This window comes from Nocardia cyriacigeorgica GUH-2 (genome assembly GCF_000284035.1).
GTDB lineage: Bacteria > Actinomycetota > Actinomycetes > Mycobacteriales > Mycobacteriaceae > Nocardia > Nocardia cyriacigeorgica_B.
Genome location: NC_016887.1, coordinates 1 through 19,064, shown reverse-complemented (window position 1 = coordinate 19,064; position 19,064 = coordinate 1). Strand labels below are relative to the sequence as shown.

Below are 19,064 nucleotides of genomic sequence, written 5' to 3'. Positions count from 1 at the left end.
AAAACGCGGATCTTCGCGTAGGATCGTTCTCGTCGGCCCCTCCCCCCCGGGCCGACCTTACGCGGGCCTCGGCTAACTCCCCCCCTTCGCCGAGGCCCGCTCTCATGTCCGGACGAGGTTCCGCCGGAACCGATTGGCGGAACCTCGTTTCCGACACTAATGAGCCGGAGTGCGCACCGATTGCCAGGCGGCCGCCAAACGCATGCCCCGCACCTTTCCGGCAACCCGCAACAACGGCAGATCCCGCTCCCAGCGACGCGCATCCTCCGCCTCGGCGGCCGCCCAGATCGGCTCGGTCAGCCGGGGCAAGTCGTCGAACTGTGCGAGCACCCCGCCGAGGGCGATATGCACGCCGGGCGAGCGCGCCGGCCCCCTGCCCAGATCACGCAGCGTGGCCGCCATCGCCAGCAACTGCTCCAGCAACGCCTCCGCCACCGCAGCCCGGCGCCCCATCCGGATCAGCCAGCCCAGCGCGGCGGCGAGCACGTGGATGTCTTCCACGGTGCGGAACGGTTTCAGGTAGCCCGTGTACCCGTCCCCGGGCAGCAGCTGGGCGCGTGCACGGGTGAAAGTGACCGTCGCGTGCGGTATTTCCGGGATGAACGGCGTCTCGGGCAGCGCGGTCCGCAGCACCTCCGGTTGCCCGGTGGCGACGAGCGCGGCCGCCAACCGGTTGCGGCCCTCGGCATCGGTGCCGACGCTGCCGATCACCACCAGGCGATCGGCAGGTTCGCCGAGGGTGGCGAAGGTCTTGGTGCCGTCGACCAGCCAGTGCCCGTCGCGCTCGGTGAGCGTGGTCCGGATGGCCGCGGGATGTCCGCCGCCCTGCTCGGTGGCGCACAGCGACACCAACTCCCCCGGCGCAAGCTCCGGCAGCAGCGCCCGCAGCGCCGCTTGGTATCCGGACATGAACGCGTAGCCGAGTCGATCCGCGCCGAACCCACAGGCCAGGGCCGCGTCCACCGGAGCGTCGAACTCCGCTGCCGTCTCCTGATGCCGCTGCCAGGCCTGCGCCACATCCGCCAGCGGCGCGACCTCGGCCGGCGCGGTGAGCAGGTAATCGAGTACTGAATCCACCCCTGCACGCTAGCGGTGTCCGGCCGGAGCAGGCGCCAACTGACGCGCTCACCCTGCGAACGTGAGAGAGTTAGAGTATTATTTTCTCACACTTGCTACATCGTCGATCAAGGGAGATCGCCATGACAGCGTCCGTCGAGGTCGAGTCCAGGACCCCCGTCCTTCCCGAACGCCGCCCCTTCGGCCCCGGTACCCGCATGTGGGACGAAACCGGGCTGATCACCTTCTCACTCACCGCCGGCTCCGCGTTCCTGCTGCAAACCATGGAACCCACCATTTCCGCCGTGGTCGACGAATACTCCACCTTCCGCACCGATCCGGTCGGCCGCGCCGTCCGCAGCCTGTCGGCGGTGATGACCTGGACCTACGGTGGTCCCGAGGCTCTCGCCGAAACCGAACGGCTGCGCGCGATGCACGCCTCGCTCAACACCACCGACGCCGCGGGCGTCAAACACCGCGCGCTGTCGAGCGGGCCGTGGGCCTGGGTGCTGCATACCGGCACCTTCGCCTTCAGCGAGAACGCCAAGTATTTCGCCAAGCGCCCGCTGACGCCGGAGGAGAAGGAGCACTACTACCGGGAGACTTTGCAGCTCATGCGCAACTTCTCGGTGCCGCCCAAGGAGCTTCCGGCCACCTACGCCGATTTCGAGAAGTTCTTCGCCGACACGGTGGAAAACCATCTCGTCGCCACCCAGACCGCGCACGACTACCTGCGGGTGATCCGCTCGGTCGGCGCACCGAAGCAGCTGCCCCGCTTGCTGCGGCCGGTGTGGAAGCGCGCGGTCGCCCCGATCGGTGCGCTGCAATACTTCGTCACCGTCGGCACCACGCCCGAGGCGGCCCGCCGCAAGCTCGGCCTCACCTGGTCGGAATCGGACGAGCGCAAGCTGCGCGCGATCGGCTGGGTGATCGCCCGGGTGGTGCCGCTGCTGCCGGAACGGTTGCGCTACTTCCCCATCGCCTACGAGGCACGCAAACTCGAGCGCGACCGCGCCCGGTTGCAGGAGGTCATCGCCAAGCGCCCGATCTGAGCGCTCACCGGGCCATCGCGGCGGGCCCGGCCGGCACCTGCCAGACCCGGCTGCGCTGATCACGCCCGCGGATCACCGGGACCCGCCGCGGTTCCAGCCGCACCGCGTACGACAACAGCGCCGAAATCGCTTGATACTCGGTGGTTGTCGCCAGCGGCAGGAAGTGTCGGTGGCGGTCGTTACCGTGTGCGGCGTGACCGACTTCGAGGTTCCTCAGAACTGGGCCGACGCCCGTCCCCTACTGCGGCCGGTACTGCGGCCCGTGACCTATCGCGGTACCGTGCCCGCCGCGGATCAACCGCTCGGCCGCACCGTGCTGCCGTTCGTGGACGAGCTGGTGGCCGTCGATCTGCCCGACCGGCGCGGCATCGTCAACAACGATCACCGGACGGCCTGGGGTGTGTCGGCCGATGAGGTCTTCGAGGCGGCGAGGGCGAATCTGTCCGCGATGGCGCAGCTGCCGGATGTCGAGGCGGGTTCTGTGCTGCATTTCGTCGACGACGGCGACGGCTATTTCACGTCCTGGCTGCTGGTTCCGGGATGGCTGGCCGCCTTCCGGGCGGGCTACGGCCGCCGGCCCGTGGCGTTCGCGCCGGACGTCGACACGTTGATCGTGGCGCCCGATGATCCGGAGATGATCGGTTCGCTGTTCGAGATGATGGAGGAACAGTACGGCGAGGCCGAGCGTCCGCTCAGCCCGCAGGCCTACACCGTCGATGACGAGGGCCGCGTGGTCCCATTCGATCAGGCGGGCCCACACGAGCAGTTGCCCGCCGCGCGGCGCGCCCGTTGTGGTCTGGCCGTCACCGAATACGCCGCGCAGACCGAGTGGTTGAACGAAATCCTCGAAGAGGACTTCGATTTCGAGGCGCTGGACGCCGAACTCACCGACCCGGCCACGGCCTATGTCGCCGCGCTGATGTACTACGACCCGGGCGACGGCCCGCGCACCATCACCGCGTGGGGCGAGGGTGTGGATTATCTGTTGCCGGAGGCCGATCTCGTCGTCTTCTGCGATACCGACGACAACGGCGAGGAACGCACCCTGTTCGACGCCCCCTTCCACCGCGTGGTCGAGATCCTCGGGCTGACGCCGGTTCCGGGTCTCGCCCCCGCCCGCTACGAGATCAGGAGCTGGCCCGAGCCGGAGCAGCTGCGCCGGATCGAGCAGGCCGCCGCCCTCGGCTGAGCGGCATTCACCGTTCCCGGCGTCGCCTGAATCGGATGTTCAGCGGCGCCGGGTCCCGCAGCTGGGTCCGTTCGGCAGGCGCCACCAGGATCGCCGCCAGCCCCAGGATCGGCAGCAGCGCCGCCGCGATGACGCTGAGAACGAAACTCCCAGCGCCCATTTCGGCCGGCTTGTGCACCAGGTGGTAGATCAGATGCGGCACCCCGAACACCACCCACCCCAGCCCGGCCACCCGCGCCAGCAAGCTGTCCCCGTAATACAGCGCCGCCCCCGTCACCGCCGCCAACGCGAGGAAGAACGCCCCCACATCGGCGGCCAGGTGATGGTTGTACGGCCCGTCGGCAGATATCCACCGCATCCCCAACCCTGGAAAGCTGGTGTACCAGGACCGCGGCGCCACCACCGCCCAAGCACCGACCACGATCCCTTGAATCGTCAGCACCCACAGGATGATTCGGATGATCAGCCACCGCCGCCGGTTCACCTCGAACCGCATCCGAACCCGCACCCCGTCCCCATTCCCCCGTATCGAGATCCGCATCCGCCCCTCCATCCACACCCCGAGCCCAAGTCGAGTGCAGTAACGGTAAGCCCACCACCGTACCCAGGCAATACCGCCGGAACTGGGAACCTTCACCAACCCGAACCGGCGAACCTGTGAGAGCCCTGGTGGAGCCACCCACATCATCCCAAGCGATCGACCAGCCCTATCCGGCCGGTCAGTCGACCACCCAGACGACGAACCCACGATCAAGCCCAACCACAGTCGACCGGCGAAGCCTGGTCAATAACGGGAATCCGGCCTGAGACAGTCGACTTCGACCGGACAACCCGTCGGCTGGGCGAAGGCGTTCACGGCGCCAACCAGAAGGAGGTCCGGGGGCAAAACCCGCCGACGGGCACTATTGCGGCGGGCACAACCAGAGAAAAAGTCCGGGGCGAAGCCTCCGGCCGGGCACCTTGACGGCGGGCCCAACCACAAAGGGAGTCCGGGCGCGAAGCCCTCCGGGCGGGCACCTTGACGGCGGGCCAACCAAAGGGGGGTCCGGGGGCGAAGCCCTCCGGGCGGGGTTTGGGGGCTGCGCCCCCAAAAAACACGCGGAACGAGCCAAGGCCCACGCTCTCCGTGGGCATGGGTCAGGAAGCGAAGTGGAGCCTAGGGGAATCGAACCCCTAACCCCTGCCTTGCAAAGGCAGTGCTCTGCCAATTGAGCTAAGGCCCCGGGTGGTGCCCGAGTTGTCAGCGGGTGGTGACCTCGTGCCACAGGTCGGCGTCGTTGCGCTGGCGCAGTTTGGTGATTCCGATGAGAACCGCGACCACGACACCGAGTGTGAGGAGAATTTTCATGGTTCCCACCCTACTGTGATGTTCGGGAGTGGGCCTAGGAGGACTTGAACCTCCGACCTCTTCGTTATCAGCGAAGCGCTCTAACCGCCTGAGCTATAGGCCCGTGTGTTCGTTGTTGTGTTCAGCCGGGTACCGCACCGAACGCAACGACCGAGAACAGAGATTACCCGACGCGCCGACTACGACCAAAACGCCTGGTAGACGAGCTGCCGAGGGCCACACCTATGAGCGGGCCCGTCGTCCCCCGGCAACGACAACGGCCGGCACACCGCGCCCATCGGAGGGCTCGGCACCGGCCGTCGCGTCTGTCCTAGTCCGGGTCGGCCAGGGTGATCTGGATGCCGCCGACCAGATCGCAGCACTGGTTGTAGATGAACGTGCCGACGGTGGCCAGCGCGGTGAACAGCACCACGTTGATCAGGCCGATGACGCCGGCGTAGCCGAACACCGTGCCCGCGTCGATCAGGCCGGTGGAGGCACCGCTGTCCTGCGACACCATCTCGGTGAAGGTGTCGTTGAGCCGCTCCCACACGCCCATGCCCTCGAGCACGATGTAGAGCAGCCCGACCGCGAGCATCCACACGAAGAACAGCGCCACGCTGATGACCAGGGTGATCTTCAGCGTCGACCACGGGTCGATGCGGCGGATCTGGACCGTGGCGCGCAGCGGCTCACCGGCGACCGCCTGCGCGACCGCGACCGGCACCGCCGGCGAGACCGGGGTGGGTCCCGGCTTGGGTGCGCTGGGGTTCTCCGGCGGCAGCGGGTGCCGGATCTCGGACAGATCCGGCATGTCCTTGGTGAGCTCGGGGCGGGAGATGCTGCGGGTGGGCCCGTCGAGCCCGACCGACTTCACCATCGCCGCTTCCTTGCGGGCCGCCTTGGCCGCGAGGTCGGCGGTGGTGCGGGCATTGCCGACGCCCCCGCCGAGACCGCCGCCGCCACCGAGACCGCCGCCACCGGACGGCGCCTGCCGACCGGCCACCGGCGAATGCCCGGGCCGGGGCAGGTTGGACTGCGGCTCCCGCTGGGGTAGCGCCGACCAGCCGTCCTGATACCGCGACTGGCCGCCGCCGTTGCCGCTCGGCGCGCCCGAATCGCCCTGCGGCGCTTGACCGGAACCGTTCATCCGTACGGTCTGATCGGAGGCGTTGCCGCCGTCCTTCGGTGCCGAGTCGGCACCGTCGGAGCCGAATTCGCCCTGCTTGTCGTTGTTTTCGCGCGACTGTGCGGCGGGCCCGGCGCCGGCCTGCGGATTCGCGCCCGCCGGACCGCCATTGGACGGTTCGGACTCCGGTCGTTGGATCGGCCGGGGCGGAATCGGTGACGGGGCGACCCGTTCGGTCACGCCGTTCGTCTGCTGCCGCTCGTCATTCGGCTGATTCGGAGTGGTCAATGCAATCCTCAGATCCGTTCGTTGCCGCCGCTGTGTTTATTGCTCGGAAGAATCGCTGGTGTCGTCGCCGATAGCTTCGGGCTCGTCGGCGTTGCGCGCGATCGCAAGCAAGGTATCGCCCTCGCCCAGGTTCATCAATCGCACGCCCTTGGTCTGGCGGCCTGCCTTGCGAACCTGCTTGGCCCCGGTGCGGATGACACCGCCCCCGGAGGTGATCGCGTACAGCTCGTCGTCGTCGTCGACGATGAGCGCACCGACCAGCGTGCCACGCCTGGTGTCGTACTGGATGGTCAACACACCCTTACCGCCGCGTCCCTGCGCGGTGTACTCCTCGATCGCGGTCCGCTTGGCGTAGCCACCGGAGGTCGCGACCAGCAGATATGTCCCCTCACGGACGACGTTGAGCGAGAGCAGCTCGTCTTCGGCGTTGAACCGCATGCCCTGCACACCGGAGGTGGCCCGGCCCATCGGACGCAGTGCCTCGTCGGTCGCCGCGAAGCGGATCGACTGGCCCTGCGCCGACACCAGCAGCAGGTCGTCGTCCGCCGAGCACAGCACAGCACCGACCAGTTCGTCGTTGTCGCGCAGGTTCACCGCGACGATGCCTCCGCTGCGGTTGGAGTCGAAATCCGACAGCCGCGACTTCTTCACGAGGCCATTCTTGGTGGCGAGCACCAGATACGGGGCGTCTTCGTAGGATTTGATCCGAATGATCTGGGCGATCTTCTCGTCCGGCTGGAACGCCAGCAGGTTCGCCACGTGCTGACCGCGCGCGGTCCGGTTGGCTTCGGGCAGCTCGTAGGCCTTGGCCCGATACACCCGGCCCTTATTGGTGAAGAACAGCAGCCAATCGTGGGTCGAGGTGATGAAGAAGTGCTTGACCAGGTCGTCCTGCTTGAGGCCCGCACCCTGCACGCCCTTGCCGCCGCGCTTCTGGCTGCGGTAGAGGTCGGTCTTGGTGCGCTTGGCGTAGCCGGTCTCGGTGATCGTGACGACGACGTCCTCGCGGGCGATCAGATCCTCGTCGGCCACGTCGCCGTCGGCGGCGATGATCTTGGTGCGCCGTTCGTCGCCGTACTTCTCGACGATCTCGGCCAGCTCGTCACGCACGATCGCGCGCTGCCGCTCCGGCTTGTCGAGGATGTCCTTGAGGTCGGCGATCTCGGCCTCGATCTTGGCCAGCTCGTCGATGATCTTCTGCCGCTCCAGGGCGGAGAGCCTGCGCAGCTGCATATCGAGGATGGCCGTGGCCTGGATCTCGTCGATATCGAGCAGCTGCATCAGGCCGGTGCGCGCGGTGTCGGTGTTGGCCGAGCGCCGGATCAGCGCGATGACCTCGTCGAGCGCGTCGAGCGCCTTGACCAGGCCGCGCAGGATGTGGGCCCGCTCCTCGGCCTTGCGCAGCAGGTAGCGGGTGCGCCGGACGATGACTTCCAACTGGTGCTCGACGTAGTAGCGGATCATCTGATCCAGGCGCAGCGTGCGCGGCACCCCGTCGACGATGGAGAGCATGTTGGCGCCGAAGCTGGTTTGCAGCTGGGTGTGCTTGTACAGGTTGTTCAGCACGACCTTGGCGACGGCGTCGCGCTTGACCGTCACCACGATCCGCATACCCGCGCGGTCGGAGGACTCGTCGTGGATATCGGAGATGCCGGCGATCTTGCCGTCCTTCACCTGCTCGGCGATCGAGTTGATGAAGTTGTCGGTGTTGACCTGGTACGGCAGCTCGGTGATGACGATGGTGGTGCGGCCGCGGGTGTCTTCCTCGATCTCGACCACACCGCGCATGCGGATGGAGCCGCGGCCGGTGGTGTAGGCGTCGTGGATGCCCTGGCCGCCGACGATCAGGCCCGCGGTCGGGAAGTCAGGGCCCTTGACGCGCTCCATGCAGGCCGCGAGGGTGGCCTCTTCGTCGGCGTCGTAGTTCTCCAGCGCCCAGTAGATGGCCTCGGCGAGCTCGTTGAGGTTGTGCGGCGGGATATTGGTCGCCATACCGACCGCGATGCCGTTGCTGCCGTTCATCAGCAGGTTCGGCACCCGGCTCGGCAGCACCACCGGTTCCTGCGAGCGGCCGTCGTAGTTCGGCGTGAAATCGACGGTCTCGTGGTCGATCTCGCGCAGCAGCTCCATCGCCAGCGGCGTCAGGCGGCATTCGGTGTAGCGCATGGCGGCCGCGCCGTCGTTGCCGCGGGAACCGAAGTTGCCCTGGCCGTCGACCAGCGGATAGCGCAGCGACCACGGCTGCGCCATGCGGACGAGGGTGTCGTAGATGGAGGCGTCGCCGTGCGGGTGGTAGTTACCCATGGTCTCGGCGACCGGGCGCGCGGACTTCACATAACCGCGATCGGGCCGGTAACCGTTGTCGTACATCGCGTAGAGCACGCGCCGGTGCACCGGCTTGAGGCCGTCGCGCACATCGGGCAGCGCGCGGCCCACGATCACGCTCATCGCGTAATCGATGTAGCTGCTCTGCATCTCGTTCTGGATGTCGACCGGCTCGATGCGGTCGCCTGCGCCGCCGTTCGGGGGCAGTGTGGTCTCAGTCATGAAAGAGGTCTCCGTAGGAAGGCTCGGGGGCAGCGGCAGTCGCAGGCGGGGTCAGGAGTTCCCTGACCGCCGCCCGACCGGCTACACGTCGAGGAAGCGGACGTCCTTGGCATTGCGGGTGATGAAGCTGCGGCGCGCCTCGACGTCCTCGCCCATCAGCACCGAGAACAGCTCGTCGGCCGCGGCGGCGTCGTCGAGGGTGACCTGACGCAGCACCCGGACCGCCGGATCCATCGTGGTCTCCCACAGTTCCTTGGCGTTCATCTCGCCCAGACCCTTGTAGCGCTGGACGCCGTCGTCCTTGTTGATCTTCTTGCCCGCGGCCAGACCCGCCTCGAGCAGGCCGTCGCGCTCGCGGTCGGAGTAGGCGAACTCCGGATCGGCGCGCTGCCACTTGAGCTTGTACAGCGGCGGCTGGGCCAGGTAGACGTGCCCGTGCTCGATCAGCGGGCGCATGAACCGGAACAGCAGCGTCAGCAGCAGGGTGGAGATGTGCTGGCCGTCGACGTCGGCGTCGGCCATCAGCACGATCTTGTGATAGCGCAGCTTGGAGATGTCGAACTCGTCGTGGATACCGGTGCCGAAGGCGGTGATGATCGCCTGGACCTCGTTGTTCTTGAGGACCTTGTCGATGCGCGCCTTCTCGACATTGATGATCTTGCCGCGCAACGGCAGGATCGCCTGGTACATCGAGTCACGGCCGGACTTGGCCGAGCCGCCGGCGGAGTCACCCTCGACGATGTAGATCTCGGACTTGCTCGGATCCTTGGACCGGCAGTCGGCCAGCTTGCCCGGCAACCCGCCCAGATCGGTGGCGCTCTTGCGGCGCACCAGCTCACGCGCCTTACGGGCGGCGACGCGGGCCTGCGCCGAGGACACCGCCTTGTTGACGATGGTCTTGGCATCGGCCGGATTGGCCTCGAACCAGTGCGCGAGGTGCTCGTTGCAGGTGCGCTGCACGAACGACTTGACCTCGGTATTGCCCAGCTTGGTCTTGGTCTGGCCCTCGAACTGCGGTTCGCCGACCTTCACGCTGACGATGGCGGCCAGGCCCTCACGGATGTCGTCACCGGTGAGGTTGCCGTCCTTGTCCTTGAGCAGCTTCTTTTCCTTGGCGTACCGGTTGACCACGGTGGTCAGCGCGGCGCGGAAGCCCTCTTCGTGGGTACCACCCTCGTGGGTGTTGATGGTGTTGGCGAAGGTGTGCACCGACTCCGAGTAGCCGGAGTTCCACTGCATCGCGACCTCGAGCTCGTGCCCGGTGCCCTTACCGGTGAACGCGACGACCGAGTTGTGGATCGGCTGCTTGGTGCGGTTGATGTGGCGCACGAAGTCCTCGAGCCCACCCGGGTAGTGATAGGTACGCGACTTGACCTTGTGCTCGGCCTGCGGCGCCTCGGCGTCGGCGTGCTTGGGCGCCTCGGCGGTCTCGCTGACGACCTCGTCGGTGACCTCGGTGTCGGAGACCCGCTCATCGGTGAGGGTGATGGTGAGGCCCTTGTTCAGGAACGCCATCTCCTGCAAGCGCCGGGCCACCGTCTCGAAGTTGAACGAGGTGGTCTCGAAGATGTTCGGGTCCGGCCAGAACCGGATGGTGGTGCCGGTGCGGGAGGTGGCCTCGCCCTGGATCAGCTTGCCCGGGGTGGCGTCCTTGTACTCCTGGGTCCAGTGGTAGCCGGCGTGGTCGACCTCGGCCTCGAGCCGGGTGGACAGGGCGTTCACGACCGAGATACCGACACCGTGCAGACCACCGGAGACGGCGTAGGAGTCGGAGTCGAACTTGCCGCCCGCGTGCAGCTGGGTCATGACCACCTCGATGGTGGGCACGCCCTGGGCATGCATCCCGGTGGGGATACCACGGCCGTCGTCGATGACCTCGACGCCGCCGTCGGCGAGCAGCGTGACGTCGACCCGGGTGGCGTAGCCCGCCATCGCCTCGTCGACGGAGTTGTCGACCACCTCCCAGATCAGGTGGTGCAGACCGCGCTCGCCGGTGGAGCCGATGTACATGCCGGGACGTTTACGGACGGCTTCGAGGCCCTCGAGAACCGTGATGGAGGAGGCACCGTAGTCCTTGTTGCCCGCCTTACCCGAAGACGCCTTGGTCGAGCCCGATGCATTGGAGTCGTTGGCAGCCACTGGTCGGTAGCTCTCCTTACTTGCTGATCCCCGGCACAGCGTCGCCACAGCACACGGAGGTCCGGATTCTGAGCTGGTCGAGATTCACGGTCCACCGCGCGGGCTGTGCGGAACGCGCCGAAGGTATCGCCGCTAGTTACTCCACCATCCTACTGGTACGCCCAAACTAGAGTGCACCTACGACACCCCTGACGGCTACGAGAATGCGAGAAATCGGATCATGGTGGGTCCGATCCGCCGTCCGGCGGTTTCGATCCATCAGGGTTGGCGTGAGAGTTGTGTTGCGGCTCGCCTCGTTCCGGGGTCGGCCGGCCGTACTCCCGTCGGTCAGCCTCCGGCGACGCGATCGACGAATTCGCCGGTGAGCCGAGCCAGATCCGCCGGATGCGACAGCGGCGACCAATGCCGGGCCGAGATCTCGCGCATCGTCAGGTCCTTCACCCAATTATCCGCCTCGAGATGCACCACCGGGCGCACCGCGCGGTCGCCGGTCGAGACGATCACCTGCACCGGAATCTCGATCGGACGCGGACGCGGATTGCCCAGCCGCGGCCGGATATTGGCCCGGTAGAGCTTAAGATTGTTGATCATGTCGGTGCGCAGCGTGGGTGCCGGCCGCACCAGGGCCGGGTCGATGCCGTCGAAGAAGGCTAGGAAACGCGGCCAGCGACCGGACAGCCCGCGCAGTACCGGATTCGGCAGGCCGGGGATCTGGAAGGCGACGGTGTAGGCCGAGGCCACACCTTGTGCGAGCGCGTTGCGCAGCCGCTGGACGGAGAACGGGCCGCGCAGGTAGGCGCCGAGGAAGTCCAGGTTCGGGCCGGAGACCGAGGTGAACGACGCGATCGCGGCGGAGGCGTCGGGCATCGAGGCCAGCTCCCAGCCGATCACCGAACCCCAGTCGTGGCCGAGTACGTGCACGCGTTCGCCGGGCGCCACGGCCTCCGCGACGGCGCGGACATCGGCGGCCAGCTCCTCGATCCGATAGGCGTCGACTTCGGCGGGAACGGTGCTGGCGCCGGCACCACGGTTGTCGAAGGCGATGACGCGGAACCGGTCGGCGAGCGCGGTGGCGACGGTATTCCACAGGGTGTGGGTATCGGGCCAGCCATGCACCAGAACGATGGCCGGGCCCGAGGGATTACCGCATTCGAAGACGGCCAGTTCGATATCGCCACGGCGGACCGTGCGGGTCGGCAGCGTGGGGAACGGCTCGGTGGCGACGATCATCGGCGACATCCTTCGGCAGGTGGCGGGGGCCGGCGATTCCGGACTCGCGCGCGCTGTTCCACGTGAAACCGCTGTTCGCGGCGCCGTAACGGCCCGGTATCCGGTGATTCGGATCAATGTAACACCGGGTACCAGGTAGCGACCAGGTTCCGGCTCAGCCGTAGGTGTCGCGCGGGCCCCGGCCCTTGATGTGGCGCTCGCCCTTGCGCCAACTGGGGGCGGCCGGTCCGGAAATCCGCACCGAGGTCACCACGCCTTGGCCGACGGCCGCATTGATCTTGGCCAGGATCTGCGACTGCAACATGCGCAATTGGGTGGCCCAGGCGGTGGATTCGGCGGCGATGCTGAGCACCCCGTTCTCCAGCTTGACCGGCGTGGCATGACTGGCGATGTCCTCGCCGACCACCCCGGCCCAGCGGCCGAACACCATGCCCTCGGCCACCTTCGTCGACCAGCCGCGGCTCTTGGCGATCGAGCCGGCCAGCTTGGACAGCATCTGTGGATCGCGATCGTCGGGCCGCGGACCGGACCATCCGCTGCGCCTGCGCGCGCCGGTACGCAGGCTGCGCCGCGGCGAGGACCGCCCTTGGCCGACCGATTTGCCACTGGCCTTGGCGGCCGCGCGGGCTTCTTCGAGAGCCCGGCGGGCCAGGTCGATCCCGCGCAATTCCGGCTGCGCGTCCGGGCTCGGGCGGCCCGAAGGTTCGGCTTGATCGGTCATCGCCGCTCCATTCGATTCGTCGAGTTGTCCCCAGCTATGGCGAGTTGTCCCCAGGGTTCGACACGCCCTGTGCAACAAGCTGTTCCATTGCGGTCAGGCAACGGCCCATCCGCGTGCCGTGCGATGAATCCGCAGGTAGAAGGTCGTTTTTCGATCTCCCCGAGTTGATAACCCGCGGTCACGGCCGGGTTGCGGTCGTCGAACGCGCTACCTGGGGATCCAAAGTTATCCACAGGCTGTTGACAACGTGGGATCGATGCGCGCGACCAGGGCTGGAGCGCCGGACGCACGGGAAAACTGTACGACAACGCACCGTCGGCGACGGGGATGACGAGAGGATTCGACGCCATGATCAGCCGGCGGCCGAGGAGTCGACGCTGTGCATGATCCGGGAGGTGCGGTGCGCGGCGTCGCCGGTGGTCTCCACCCGCAGCGTGGCCGCCGACAGTTCCGCGGGGACGTCCTCGGCGACCGCGGCGGTGATCAGCACCTGTTCGGCACCGGCGGCGACCGCGGCCAGCGCGGTGCGCCTGCGACGGTCCAGTTCGGCGAACACGTCGTCGAGCAGCAAGACCGGATCGGTACCGCCCTCGCGCAGCAACTCGAACGACGCGAGCCGCAGGGCAAGCGCGAACGACCAGGACTCGCCGTGGCTGGCGAACCCCTTGGCGGGCGCGTCACCGAGGGTGAGGTCGAGTTCGTCGCGATGCGGGCCCACCAGGCACACCCCGCGCTCGAGTTCGCGCGGGCGGGCCGCGGCGAGTTCGCGCAGCAGGATCGCCTCGAGGTCGGCCGCGTCGCCGGGCTGCGGGGGCCGCGCGGGGTCGAGGAAGTCCTCCGGCAGCGCGGCGCTGCGGTAGGCGATGGCGGCCGGACGTGATTCCGGTGCGATCGAGGCGTAGGAGGCGGCCAGATGCGGCGACAGCTCGTGAACCAGCCGCAGCCGTTCGGCCAGCAGCACCGAGGCATGGGCGGCCAGATGCCCGTCCCAGACGTCAAGGGTGCTCAGATCGGCCCGGCCGCGAGCCTGCCTGCCCGCGGTTTTCAACAGCGCCGACCGCTGCCGCAACACCCGGTCGTAATCGGCGCGGACCGCGGCCAGGCGGGGCAAGCGGGCTGTGCACAACTCGTCGAGGAACCGGCGCCGCTCCCCCGGGTCGCCGCGTACCAGCGCCAGATCCTCCGGCGCGAACAGGACGGTGTGCAGAATCCCCAGGATCTCGCGCGGCCTGCGCACCGGCGATCGGTTGATCTGCGCGCGGTTGGCCGACCCCTGATTCAGCTCGATGTCGATGCGCAGTTCACGGCCGGTATTGACCACCGTCGCGCCGATCCTGGCCCGCTCGGTACCCATCCGCAGCAACGGCGCATCGCCGGCGACCCGATGCGAGCCCAGCGTGGACAGATAGCCGACGGCCTCGAGCAGATTGGTCTTGCCGTTGCCGTTGGCCCCCAGGAAAACCGTTCCGCCTGTGGATAACTCGATCTCCGCGTGCTCCCAGGACCGGAAGTCGCGCGCCGTCAGGGCTCGGATGAACATGCGCTCAGCTCGCCGAATGGGATATCACAGTTGTATCCACAACTGTGGACAACTCTGCTTGTGCCACACCGGTTTCCGGCTCCGCAGCAGCACGCCGATCCGAAACGTCGTACCGCACTGCCACTTTCGGAGCATGTTCGTACCCGACGGTCACGCCCGTCCTCAGCCCGGGAGCCGGACCGGCATCAACAGGTAGATGTAGGCGCTGTCCAGGGCGGGGAAGGAGCCGGACTCCAGCGGCTGCGGCTCCTCGTCCTCGGACGCCGGCAGCAGCACCGCGGGACGGCTCGGGGTGGTGAACCCGAAGGTGACGCGATCCGAATGCAACGCGGACAAGCCGTCGATGAGGTAGCCGGGGTTGAAGGCGATGGTCAGCGGCTCGCCACGGAAATCGGCCTCCAGCCATTCCTCGGCGCGGCCTGCGTCGTCACCGCCGGCCGACAGCAGCAGGCCCTCGCCGGAGAACTCCAGCCGCACCTGGGCCCCGCGCTCGGCCACCAGGGCCACACGCTTGATGGCATCGGTGAGGGTGGCGACCTGCAGCGTCGCGATCGAGGTGTGCTCCTTGGGGAGCAGCTGACGGAACTTGGGGAATTCCGCGTCCAGCAGGCGGGTGGTGGTGCGCCGGCCCGCGTTGACGATGCCGAGCAGCCCATCGGCGCCGGCTCCCGTACCCAGCGACAGTTGCACCGGCGCATCGGTGGCGCCGAGGGTCTTGGCCGACTCCGACAGCGTGCGGGCCGGAATGAGCACCGCGGTCTCGATATCGGGGCGCGCTGGCTGCCATTCGATGTGGCGCACCGCGAGCCGGAAACGGTCGGTGGCCGCCAGGACCACCTGTGGGCCCTCGATCTCGACCCGGATACCGGTGAGCATCGGCAGGGTGTCGTCGCGGCCCGCGGCCACGGCCACCTGAGCGACCGCCTCGGCGAACACCTCGGCGTTGAGTTCACCGCTCTGCTGCGGCACCTCGGGAAGCTGAGGATAGTCCTCGACCGGCATGGTGGGCAGGGAGAACTTGGCGCTGCCACAGCTGATCAGCACGCGGGTGCCGTCGACGGAGACGTCGACCGGCTTGTTGGACAGCGCCTTGGTGATATCGGCGAGCAGGCGACCGGAGACCAGCACCTGGCCCGGGCCGGCGACCTCGGCCGCGACCCGCATCTGCGCGGAGACCTCGTAGTCGAAACCGGAGACCGTGAGGCCGTCTTCGTCGGCTACCAGCAGCACACCGCCGAGGACGGGCACCGGAGGCCGGGACGGCAGGCTGCGCGCCACCCAGGCGACCGATTCCGCGAAATCCTCACGAGCGACCCGAAACTTCATGCTCGAAAGCTCCATCGCCCGATCTGTCCTCTCCCGGTTCCGTGGTCTAGCAGCGATCGAACGATGTCGTCCGACCCCTGACGGCTGGTCAGCGTTGGTTCTCGAAAGACGTGCTGTCGCGGCCGCCTTCGAAAGTGTGGCACAGACGACCGACAACCAAACGGTACCGCGTGCGACCCGGCGCCCTGGTCCGACCCTCCGGTCCCGGCTCGCGCGCTCTGTCGTCTGCTGGCCTCGTCCGGTGTGTGGTTCGTCGCGCGTGCTCGGCGCTCCGGCTCGACTGTCTCACCGCCCGGCTCGTTTACGCCGCGATCTGGCTCGTCCGGTGTCCCTGCTTCGTCCTTGCCTGTCGTGCGGGACCCGATCGTGCAGCCGAGCCTGCCCGACCGACTTTCCACACACCCTGTTTTGAAGAGAGATCTATTTGAAGAAGAACCGAAGTAGTAATAGGCCCTGTGGATTCTGGGGAAATCGGCCGTTTGCGCAGGTCACAGCGCGTGGTGGGGTGGGGATGAGCGTGGAGTGTCTCGAGGATGAACGAGGGCCGGTTGTGGAAGCGCGGAATCTGTCCCCCGTTCATCCACCGCCGATCCTCGAGTTGTTCCACCGGATTCACCCGGTTGTTCACACATGTGCACCACAGCGTGGACAACCGGTGGAATCCTCGAGGAGTCCACACGGTTTCCTCGAGGATTCCACAGGCACAACTTCGGAGATCGCCCGCTCAGCGCCTGTGCACGCGCCGGCCTGTGGACGCTGTGGACAACTGCCTGTGCGTAGATCCGCCACGACCGCTCGCGCCGCCTGTGGGTAAAACGGTGGACAACCCTGGGATTCCTCGAGGACTCCACAAGAATTCCTCGAGGAATCCACAGCCCATGGGCAGGCGTCAGCCCTGGTCAGGGGCTTTCACAGGGTGTGTACGGAGATCAGCGCGAACGCTGTTTGATTCGGGCTGTGAGTTCTTGGACCTGGTCGTAGACCCGGCGCCGCTCGGTCATCTCCTTGCGGACCTTCTTCTCCGCGTACATGACCGTGGTGTGGTCGCGCCCGAAGGCCTGCCCGATCTTCGGCAGCGACAGATCGGTGAGCTCACGGCACAGATACATCGCGATCTGGCGTGCCTGCGCGAGCGGGCGGGCCTTACCCGGGCCGGTCAGCTCCTCGAGCGTGGTGTTGAAGTACTCGGCGGTGACGGCCATGATCGTGGCCGCGGTGATCTCGAGCGCCGCGGTATCGGGCATCAGATCGCGCAGCACCACCTCGGCCAGCGGCAGATCCAGCGGCTGGCCGTTGAGCGAGGCGAACGCCGTCACCCGGATCAGCGCGCCTTCCAGCTCTCGGATATTGCGCTCGACCCGGCTGGCGATGAGTTCGAGCACGTCATGGGGCACATCGAGGCGATCCATCCGGGCCTTCTTGCGCAGGATGGCGATCCGGGTCTCCAGTTCCGGTGGCTGCACATCGGTGATCAGGCCCCACTCGAACCGGGTGCGCAGCCGCTCCTCCAGGGTGGCGAGCTGCTTGGGCGGCCGGTCCGAGGACACCACGATCTGCTTGTTGGCGTTGTGCAGCGTGTTGAAGGTATGGAAGAACTCCTCCTGGATACCTTCCTTGCCCTCGATGAATTGGATGTCGTCGACGAGCAGGATGTCGGTCTCGCGGTAGCGGCGCTTGAACGCCACCTTGCGGTCGTCGCGCAGGCTGTTGATGAAGTCGTTGGTGAATTCCTCGGTGGAGACGTACTTGACCCGCATCCCGGGGAACAGCCGCTGGGCGTAGTGCCCGGCCGCGTGCAGCAGATGGGTCTTGCCGAGGCCCGAGGCGCCCCAGACGAACAACGGGTTGTAGGCGCGCGCCGGCGCCTCGGCGATCGCGACGGCCGCGGCGTGCGCGAACCGATTGGACGCGCCGATGACGAAGGTCTCGAAGGTGTACTTGGCGTTCAGGCTCGCCGAGGAGGTCTGCGGGGCCTGCGACTCCTGCGATTTGGCGAAGTAGGTCGGCCAGGAATCGCGGACATTGACCACGGGTTCGTCGTCGTGCTCGGGGCGCTGCCCGTCGGCGCCGGATTCGCGCACCGCATCGCGCAGCGGCTCCCGCAGCGGGTCGCCGGCGTCACGGGACGGCTCATGGGCGGCGGCGGGCGCCTGTTCTTCGGCGGGGCCCGGCTCACGGGCCGGAGTCACGCTGGGGATGCGGGGCGCCGGCTCGGGGGTGAACAGCGACTCCTGGCCGGGCGGCACCGCATCGCGGCGCGGGGCGGCCGCGGGCTCACGGCGCGGTGGTGCGGCATTGTCGGCGCGACCCTCGGGCTCACCGGCGTCGGTGGCCGGGTAATCGCCGCGCGCGGGGAACTCGGCCTCGCGGTACTCGGGCGCGGGCCGGTAATCCGGTTCGGGACGGCGCTCCGGCGCCTCGCCGAAATCCGCGGGCCTGCCGAACTCCGGCCTGCCGTAACCATCGCGCTGCTCGAAGTTGTCACGCTGGTCGTAACCATCGCCACCGCCGTATCCGCCGCCCTCGGCGAACCCGTCGGCGCGTCCGTAGCTATCGGACCGCTCGAAGTCGGCGCCCTGTGGATAATCCTGGCCGGGTGGGTAGCTGCGCCCGCCCGCGTAGTCGGCGCTCGGGTAATCCGGCGCGTACTCGTTGCCGGTGGCGTAACGGGGCGGACTGAACTCGCCCCGGCCGGCAGTTTCCACACCCGGGAACTCGGGCCGGCGCACCGGCTCGCGCGGACGCTCCGGCCTGCTGGTCATCCTGGCGTGCCGGGGCGGCGCGCTCGGCCGTTCGGCGCCCGGCGTGGTGGGCGCGGCGATACGCACCCCGAGACCCTCGACCTGCGGACCCAGCCGGCGGGCCAGCGAGCGCAGGATCGGCTCCCGCAGATCGCGCTCGATCGCCTCCTGGGCCAGCGACGACGGCACCGACAACAGCGCGAAACCCTGCGCCACCGTCAGCGGCTTGACCAGCTTCAACCACGCCTGCTGGGCGCGCGAGACCGACGGGATGGCACCATCGGGAGAGCCGGTGGTGAGCTCGGCGACCACCTCCGGCCAGACGGTGGCCAACACGTTCTGCTCGTCGTCCATGCAGTGTCCTCCCCGGAAGTTGGTCGATGGGAGCAGACGGCCGGGGTACGCAAGACGTCTACCGTGGTGGTTCGATCCGATCCCGCGCAGATCCGTGACCGGTTCGCCACGCATCCCGCACTCGCGGATTCCGGATGGCGGCGCGGCACCGTCGGCTTAACGAATATGCCACTCACGGGGTCTTTCCACACAATTATCCACAGATGTGGAGAACCCCTGGGGATTGGGGAGTACGGCCGCGTTGACCGGCCGTGGCGCCCCGACCTGGGGTGTCGCCGGCAATCGTCCGGCTACGCACCCGGCGGCGGGACGCGGTGCTCGATCAGGGGTGTGGACGAGGTCACGTCCGCACCGTCCTATGCTGAGGCTTGTACAGCGCCGATGTGGGGCGAGTTTGACCCGTTCGTGGCCGCTGAGTACCCTCG

The 19,064-nt window shown here is 67.8% G+C and carries 13 protein-coding genes and 2 tRNA genes; 2 read left to right on the top strand and 13 right to left on the bottom strand.

What is annotated here, in order from left to right:
• Positions 1 to 156: 156 nt before the first annotated feature.
• Positions 157 to 1,077: an acyl-CoA dehydrogenase family protein gene (locus tag NOCYR_RS00070; RefSeq protein ID WP_014348315.1), complete on the bottom strand. Its 921-nt coding sequence runs from the start codon at positions 1,075 to 1,077 to the stop codon at positions 157 to 159.
• 122 nt (positions 1,078 to 1,199) lie between these two features.
• On the opposite strand from NOCYR_RS00070, the gene NOCYR_RS00065 reads away from it, so the two are divergent.
• Entirely contained in the window at positions 1,200 to 2,108 is a 909-nt protein-coding gene (locus tag NOCYR_RS00065; protein WP_014348314.1) for an oxygenase MpaB family protein, read from the top strand.
• 193 nt (positions 2,109 to 2,301) lie between these two features.
• A complete protein-coding gene (locus NOCYR_RS00060; protein ID WP_148280483.1) occupies positions 2,302 to 3,297 on the top strand; it encodes a hypothetical protein in 996 nt (331 codons plus the stop codon).
• A 7-nt stretch (positions 3,298 to 3,304) separates the two neighbouring features.
• Here the strand turns inward: NOCYR_RS00060 and NOCYR_RS00055 are convergent, their stop codons facing one another.
• The 12 genes from NOCYR_RS00055 to dnaA all read right to left on the bottom strand — a co-directional run bounded on the left by NOCYR_RS00055 (position 3,305) and on the right by dnaA (position 18,639).
• Positions 3,305 to 3,793 (bottom strand): hypothetical protein, encoded by a 489-nt coding sequence (locus tag NOCYR_RS00055; RefSeq protein WP_014348312.1) that lies wholly within the window; start codon positions 3,791 to 3,793, stop codon positions 3,305 to 3,307.
• Between the two features lie 654 nt (positions 3,794 to 4,447).
• Positions 4,448 to 4,520, bottom strand: a tRNA-Ala gene (locus NOCYR_RS00050).
• A gap of 17 nt (positions 4,521 to 4,537) precedes the next feature.
• Positions 4,538 to 4,645: a DLW-39 family protein gene (locus tag NOCYR_RS30210; RefSeq protein WP_014348311.1), complete on the bottom strand. Its 108-nt coding sequence runs from the start codon at positions 4,643 to 4,645 to the stop codon at positions 4,538 to 4,540.
• Positions 4,646 to 4,674: 29 nt separating this feature from the next.
• Positions 4,675 to 4,748, bottom strand: a tRNA-Ile gene (locus NOCYR_RS00045).
• Positions 4,749 to 4,955: 207 nt separating this feature from the next.
• Entirely contained in the window at positions 4,956 to 6,041 is a 1,086-nt protein-coding gene (locus NOCYR_RS00040; RefSeq protein ID WP_014348310.1) for a DUF3566 domain-containing protein, read from the bottom strand.
• 36 nt (positions 6,042 to 6,077) lie between these two features.
• The gene (gyrA, locus tag NOCYR_RS00035) at positions 6,078 to 8,588 is read right to left on the bottom strand and encodes a DNA gyrase subunit A (protein WP_014348309.1); all 2,511 of its coding nucleotides are present in this window, start codon (positions 8,586 to 8,588) and stop codon (positions 6,078 to 6,080) included.
• 81 nt (positions 8,589 to 8,669) lie between these two features.
• On the bottom strand, positions 8,670 to 10,727 hold the full coding sequence (gene gyrB / locus NOCYR_RS00030; RefSeq protein WP_014348308.1) for a DNA topoisomerase (ATP-hydrolyzing) subunit B: 2,058 nt from the start codon (positions 10,725 to 10,727) through the stop codon (positions 8,670 to 8,672).
• Between the two features lie 327 nt (positions 10,728 to 11,054).
• Entirely contained in the window at positions 11,055 to 11,957 is a 903-nt protein-coding gene (locus tag NOCYR_RS00025; RefSeq protein ID WP_014348307.1) for an alpha/beta fold hydrolase, read from the bottom strand.
• A gap of 154 nt (positions 11,958 to 12,111) precedes the next feature.
• Entirely contained in the window at positions 12,112 to 12,678 is a 567-nt protein-coding gene (locus tag NOCYR_RS00020) for a DUF721 family protein (protein ID WP_014348306.1), read from the bottom strand.
• A 352-nt stretch (positions 12,679 to 13,030) separates the two neighbouring features.
• Positions 13,031 to 14,218, bottom strand: coding sequence for a DNA replication/repair protein RecF (recF, locus tag NOCYR_RS00015; RefSeq protein WP_014348305.1), 1,188 nt, complete (start codon positions 14,216 to 14,218; stop codon positions 13,031 to 13,033).
• A gap of 162 nt (positions 14,219 to 14,380) precedes the next feature.
• A complete protein-coding gene (gene dnaN / locus NOCYR_RS00010) occupies positions 14,381 to 15,559 on the bottom strand; it encodes a DNA polymerase III subunit beta (protein ID WP_048832452.1) in 1,179 nt (392 codons plus the stop codon).
• Positions 15,560 to 16,473: 914 nt separating this feature from the next.
• Positions 16,474 to 18,639 carry a chromosomal replication initiator protein DnaA gene (gene dnaA, locus NOCYR_RS00005; RefSeq protein WP_014348303.1) on the bottom strand — a complete coding sequence of 722 codons (2,166 nt, stop codon included), beginning with the start codon at positions 18,637 to 18,639 and terminating at the stop codon, positions 16,474 to 16,476.
• Positions 18,640 to 19,064: the final 425 nt, after the last annotated feature.

What these genes read in the sequence shown, in the direction of transcription:
- NOCYR_RS00065 (WP_014348314.1), top strand. Translation starts at nt 1,200, where the DNA reads ATGACAGCGTCCGTCGAGGTCGAGTCCAGGACCCCCGTCCTTCCCGAA.
- NOCYR_RS00055 (WP_014348312.1), bottom strand. Translation starts at nt 3,793, where the DNA reads ATGCGGTTCGAGGTGAACCGGCGGCGGTGGCTGATCATCCGAATCATC.
- NOCYR_RS30210 (WP_014348311.1), bottom strand. Translation starts at nt 4,645, where the DNA reads ATGAAAATTCTCCTCACACTCGGTGTCGTGGTCGCGGTTCTCATCGGA.
- gyrA (WP_014348309.1), bottom strand. Translation starts at nt 8,588, where the DNA reads ATGACTGAGACCACACTGCCCCCGAACGGCGGCGCAGGCGACCGCATC.
- NOCYR_RS00025 (WP_014348307.1), bottom strand. Translation starts at nt 11,957, where the DNA reads ATGATCGTCGCCACCGAGCCGTTCCCCACGCTGCCGACCCGCACGGTC.
- NOCYR_RS00020 (WP_014348306.1), bottom strand. Translation starts at nt 12,678, where the DNA reads ATGACCGATCAAGCCGAACCTTCGGGCCGCCCGAGCCCGGACGCGCAG.
- recF (WP_014348305.1), bottom strand. Translation starts at nt 14,218, where the DNA reads ATGTTCATCCGAGCCCTGACGGCGCGCGACTTCCGGTCCTGGGAGCAC.
- dnaN (WP_048832452.1), bottom strand. Translation starts at nt 15,559, where the DNA reads ATGGAGCTTTCGAGCATGAAGTTTCGGGTCGCTCGTGAGGATTTCGCG.
- dnaA (WP_014348303.1), bottom strand. Translation starts at nt 18,639, where the DNA reads ATGGACGACGAGCAGAACGTGTTGGCCACCGTCTGGCCGGAGGTGGTC.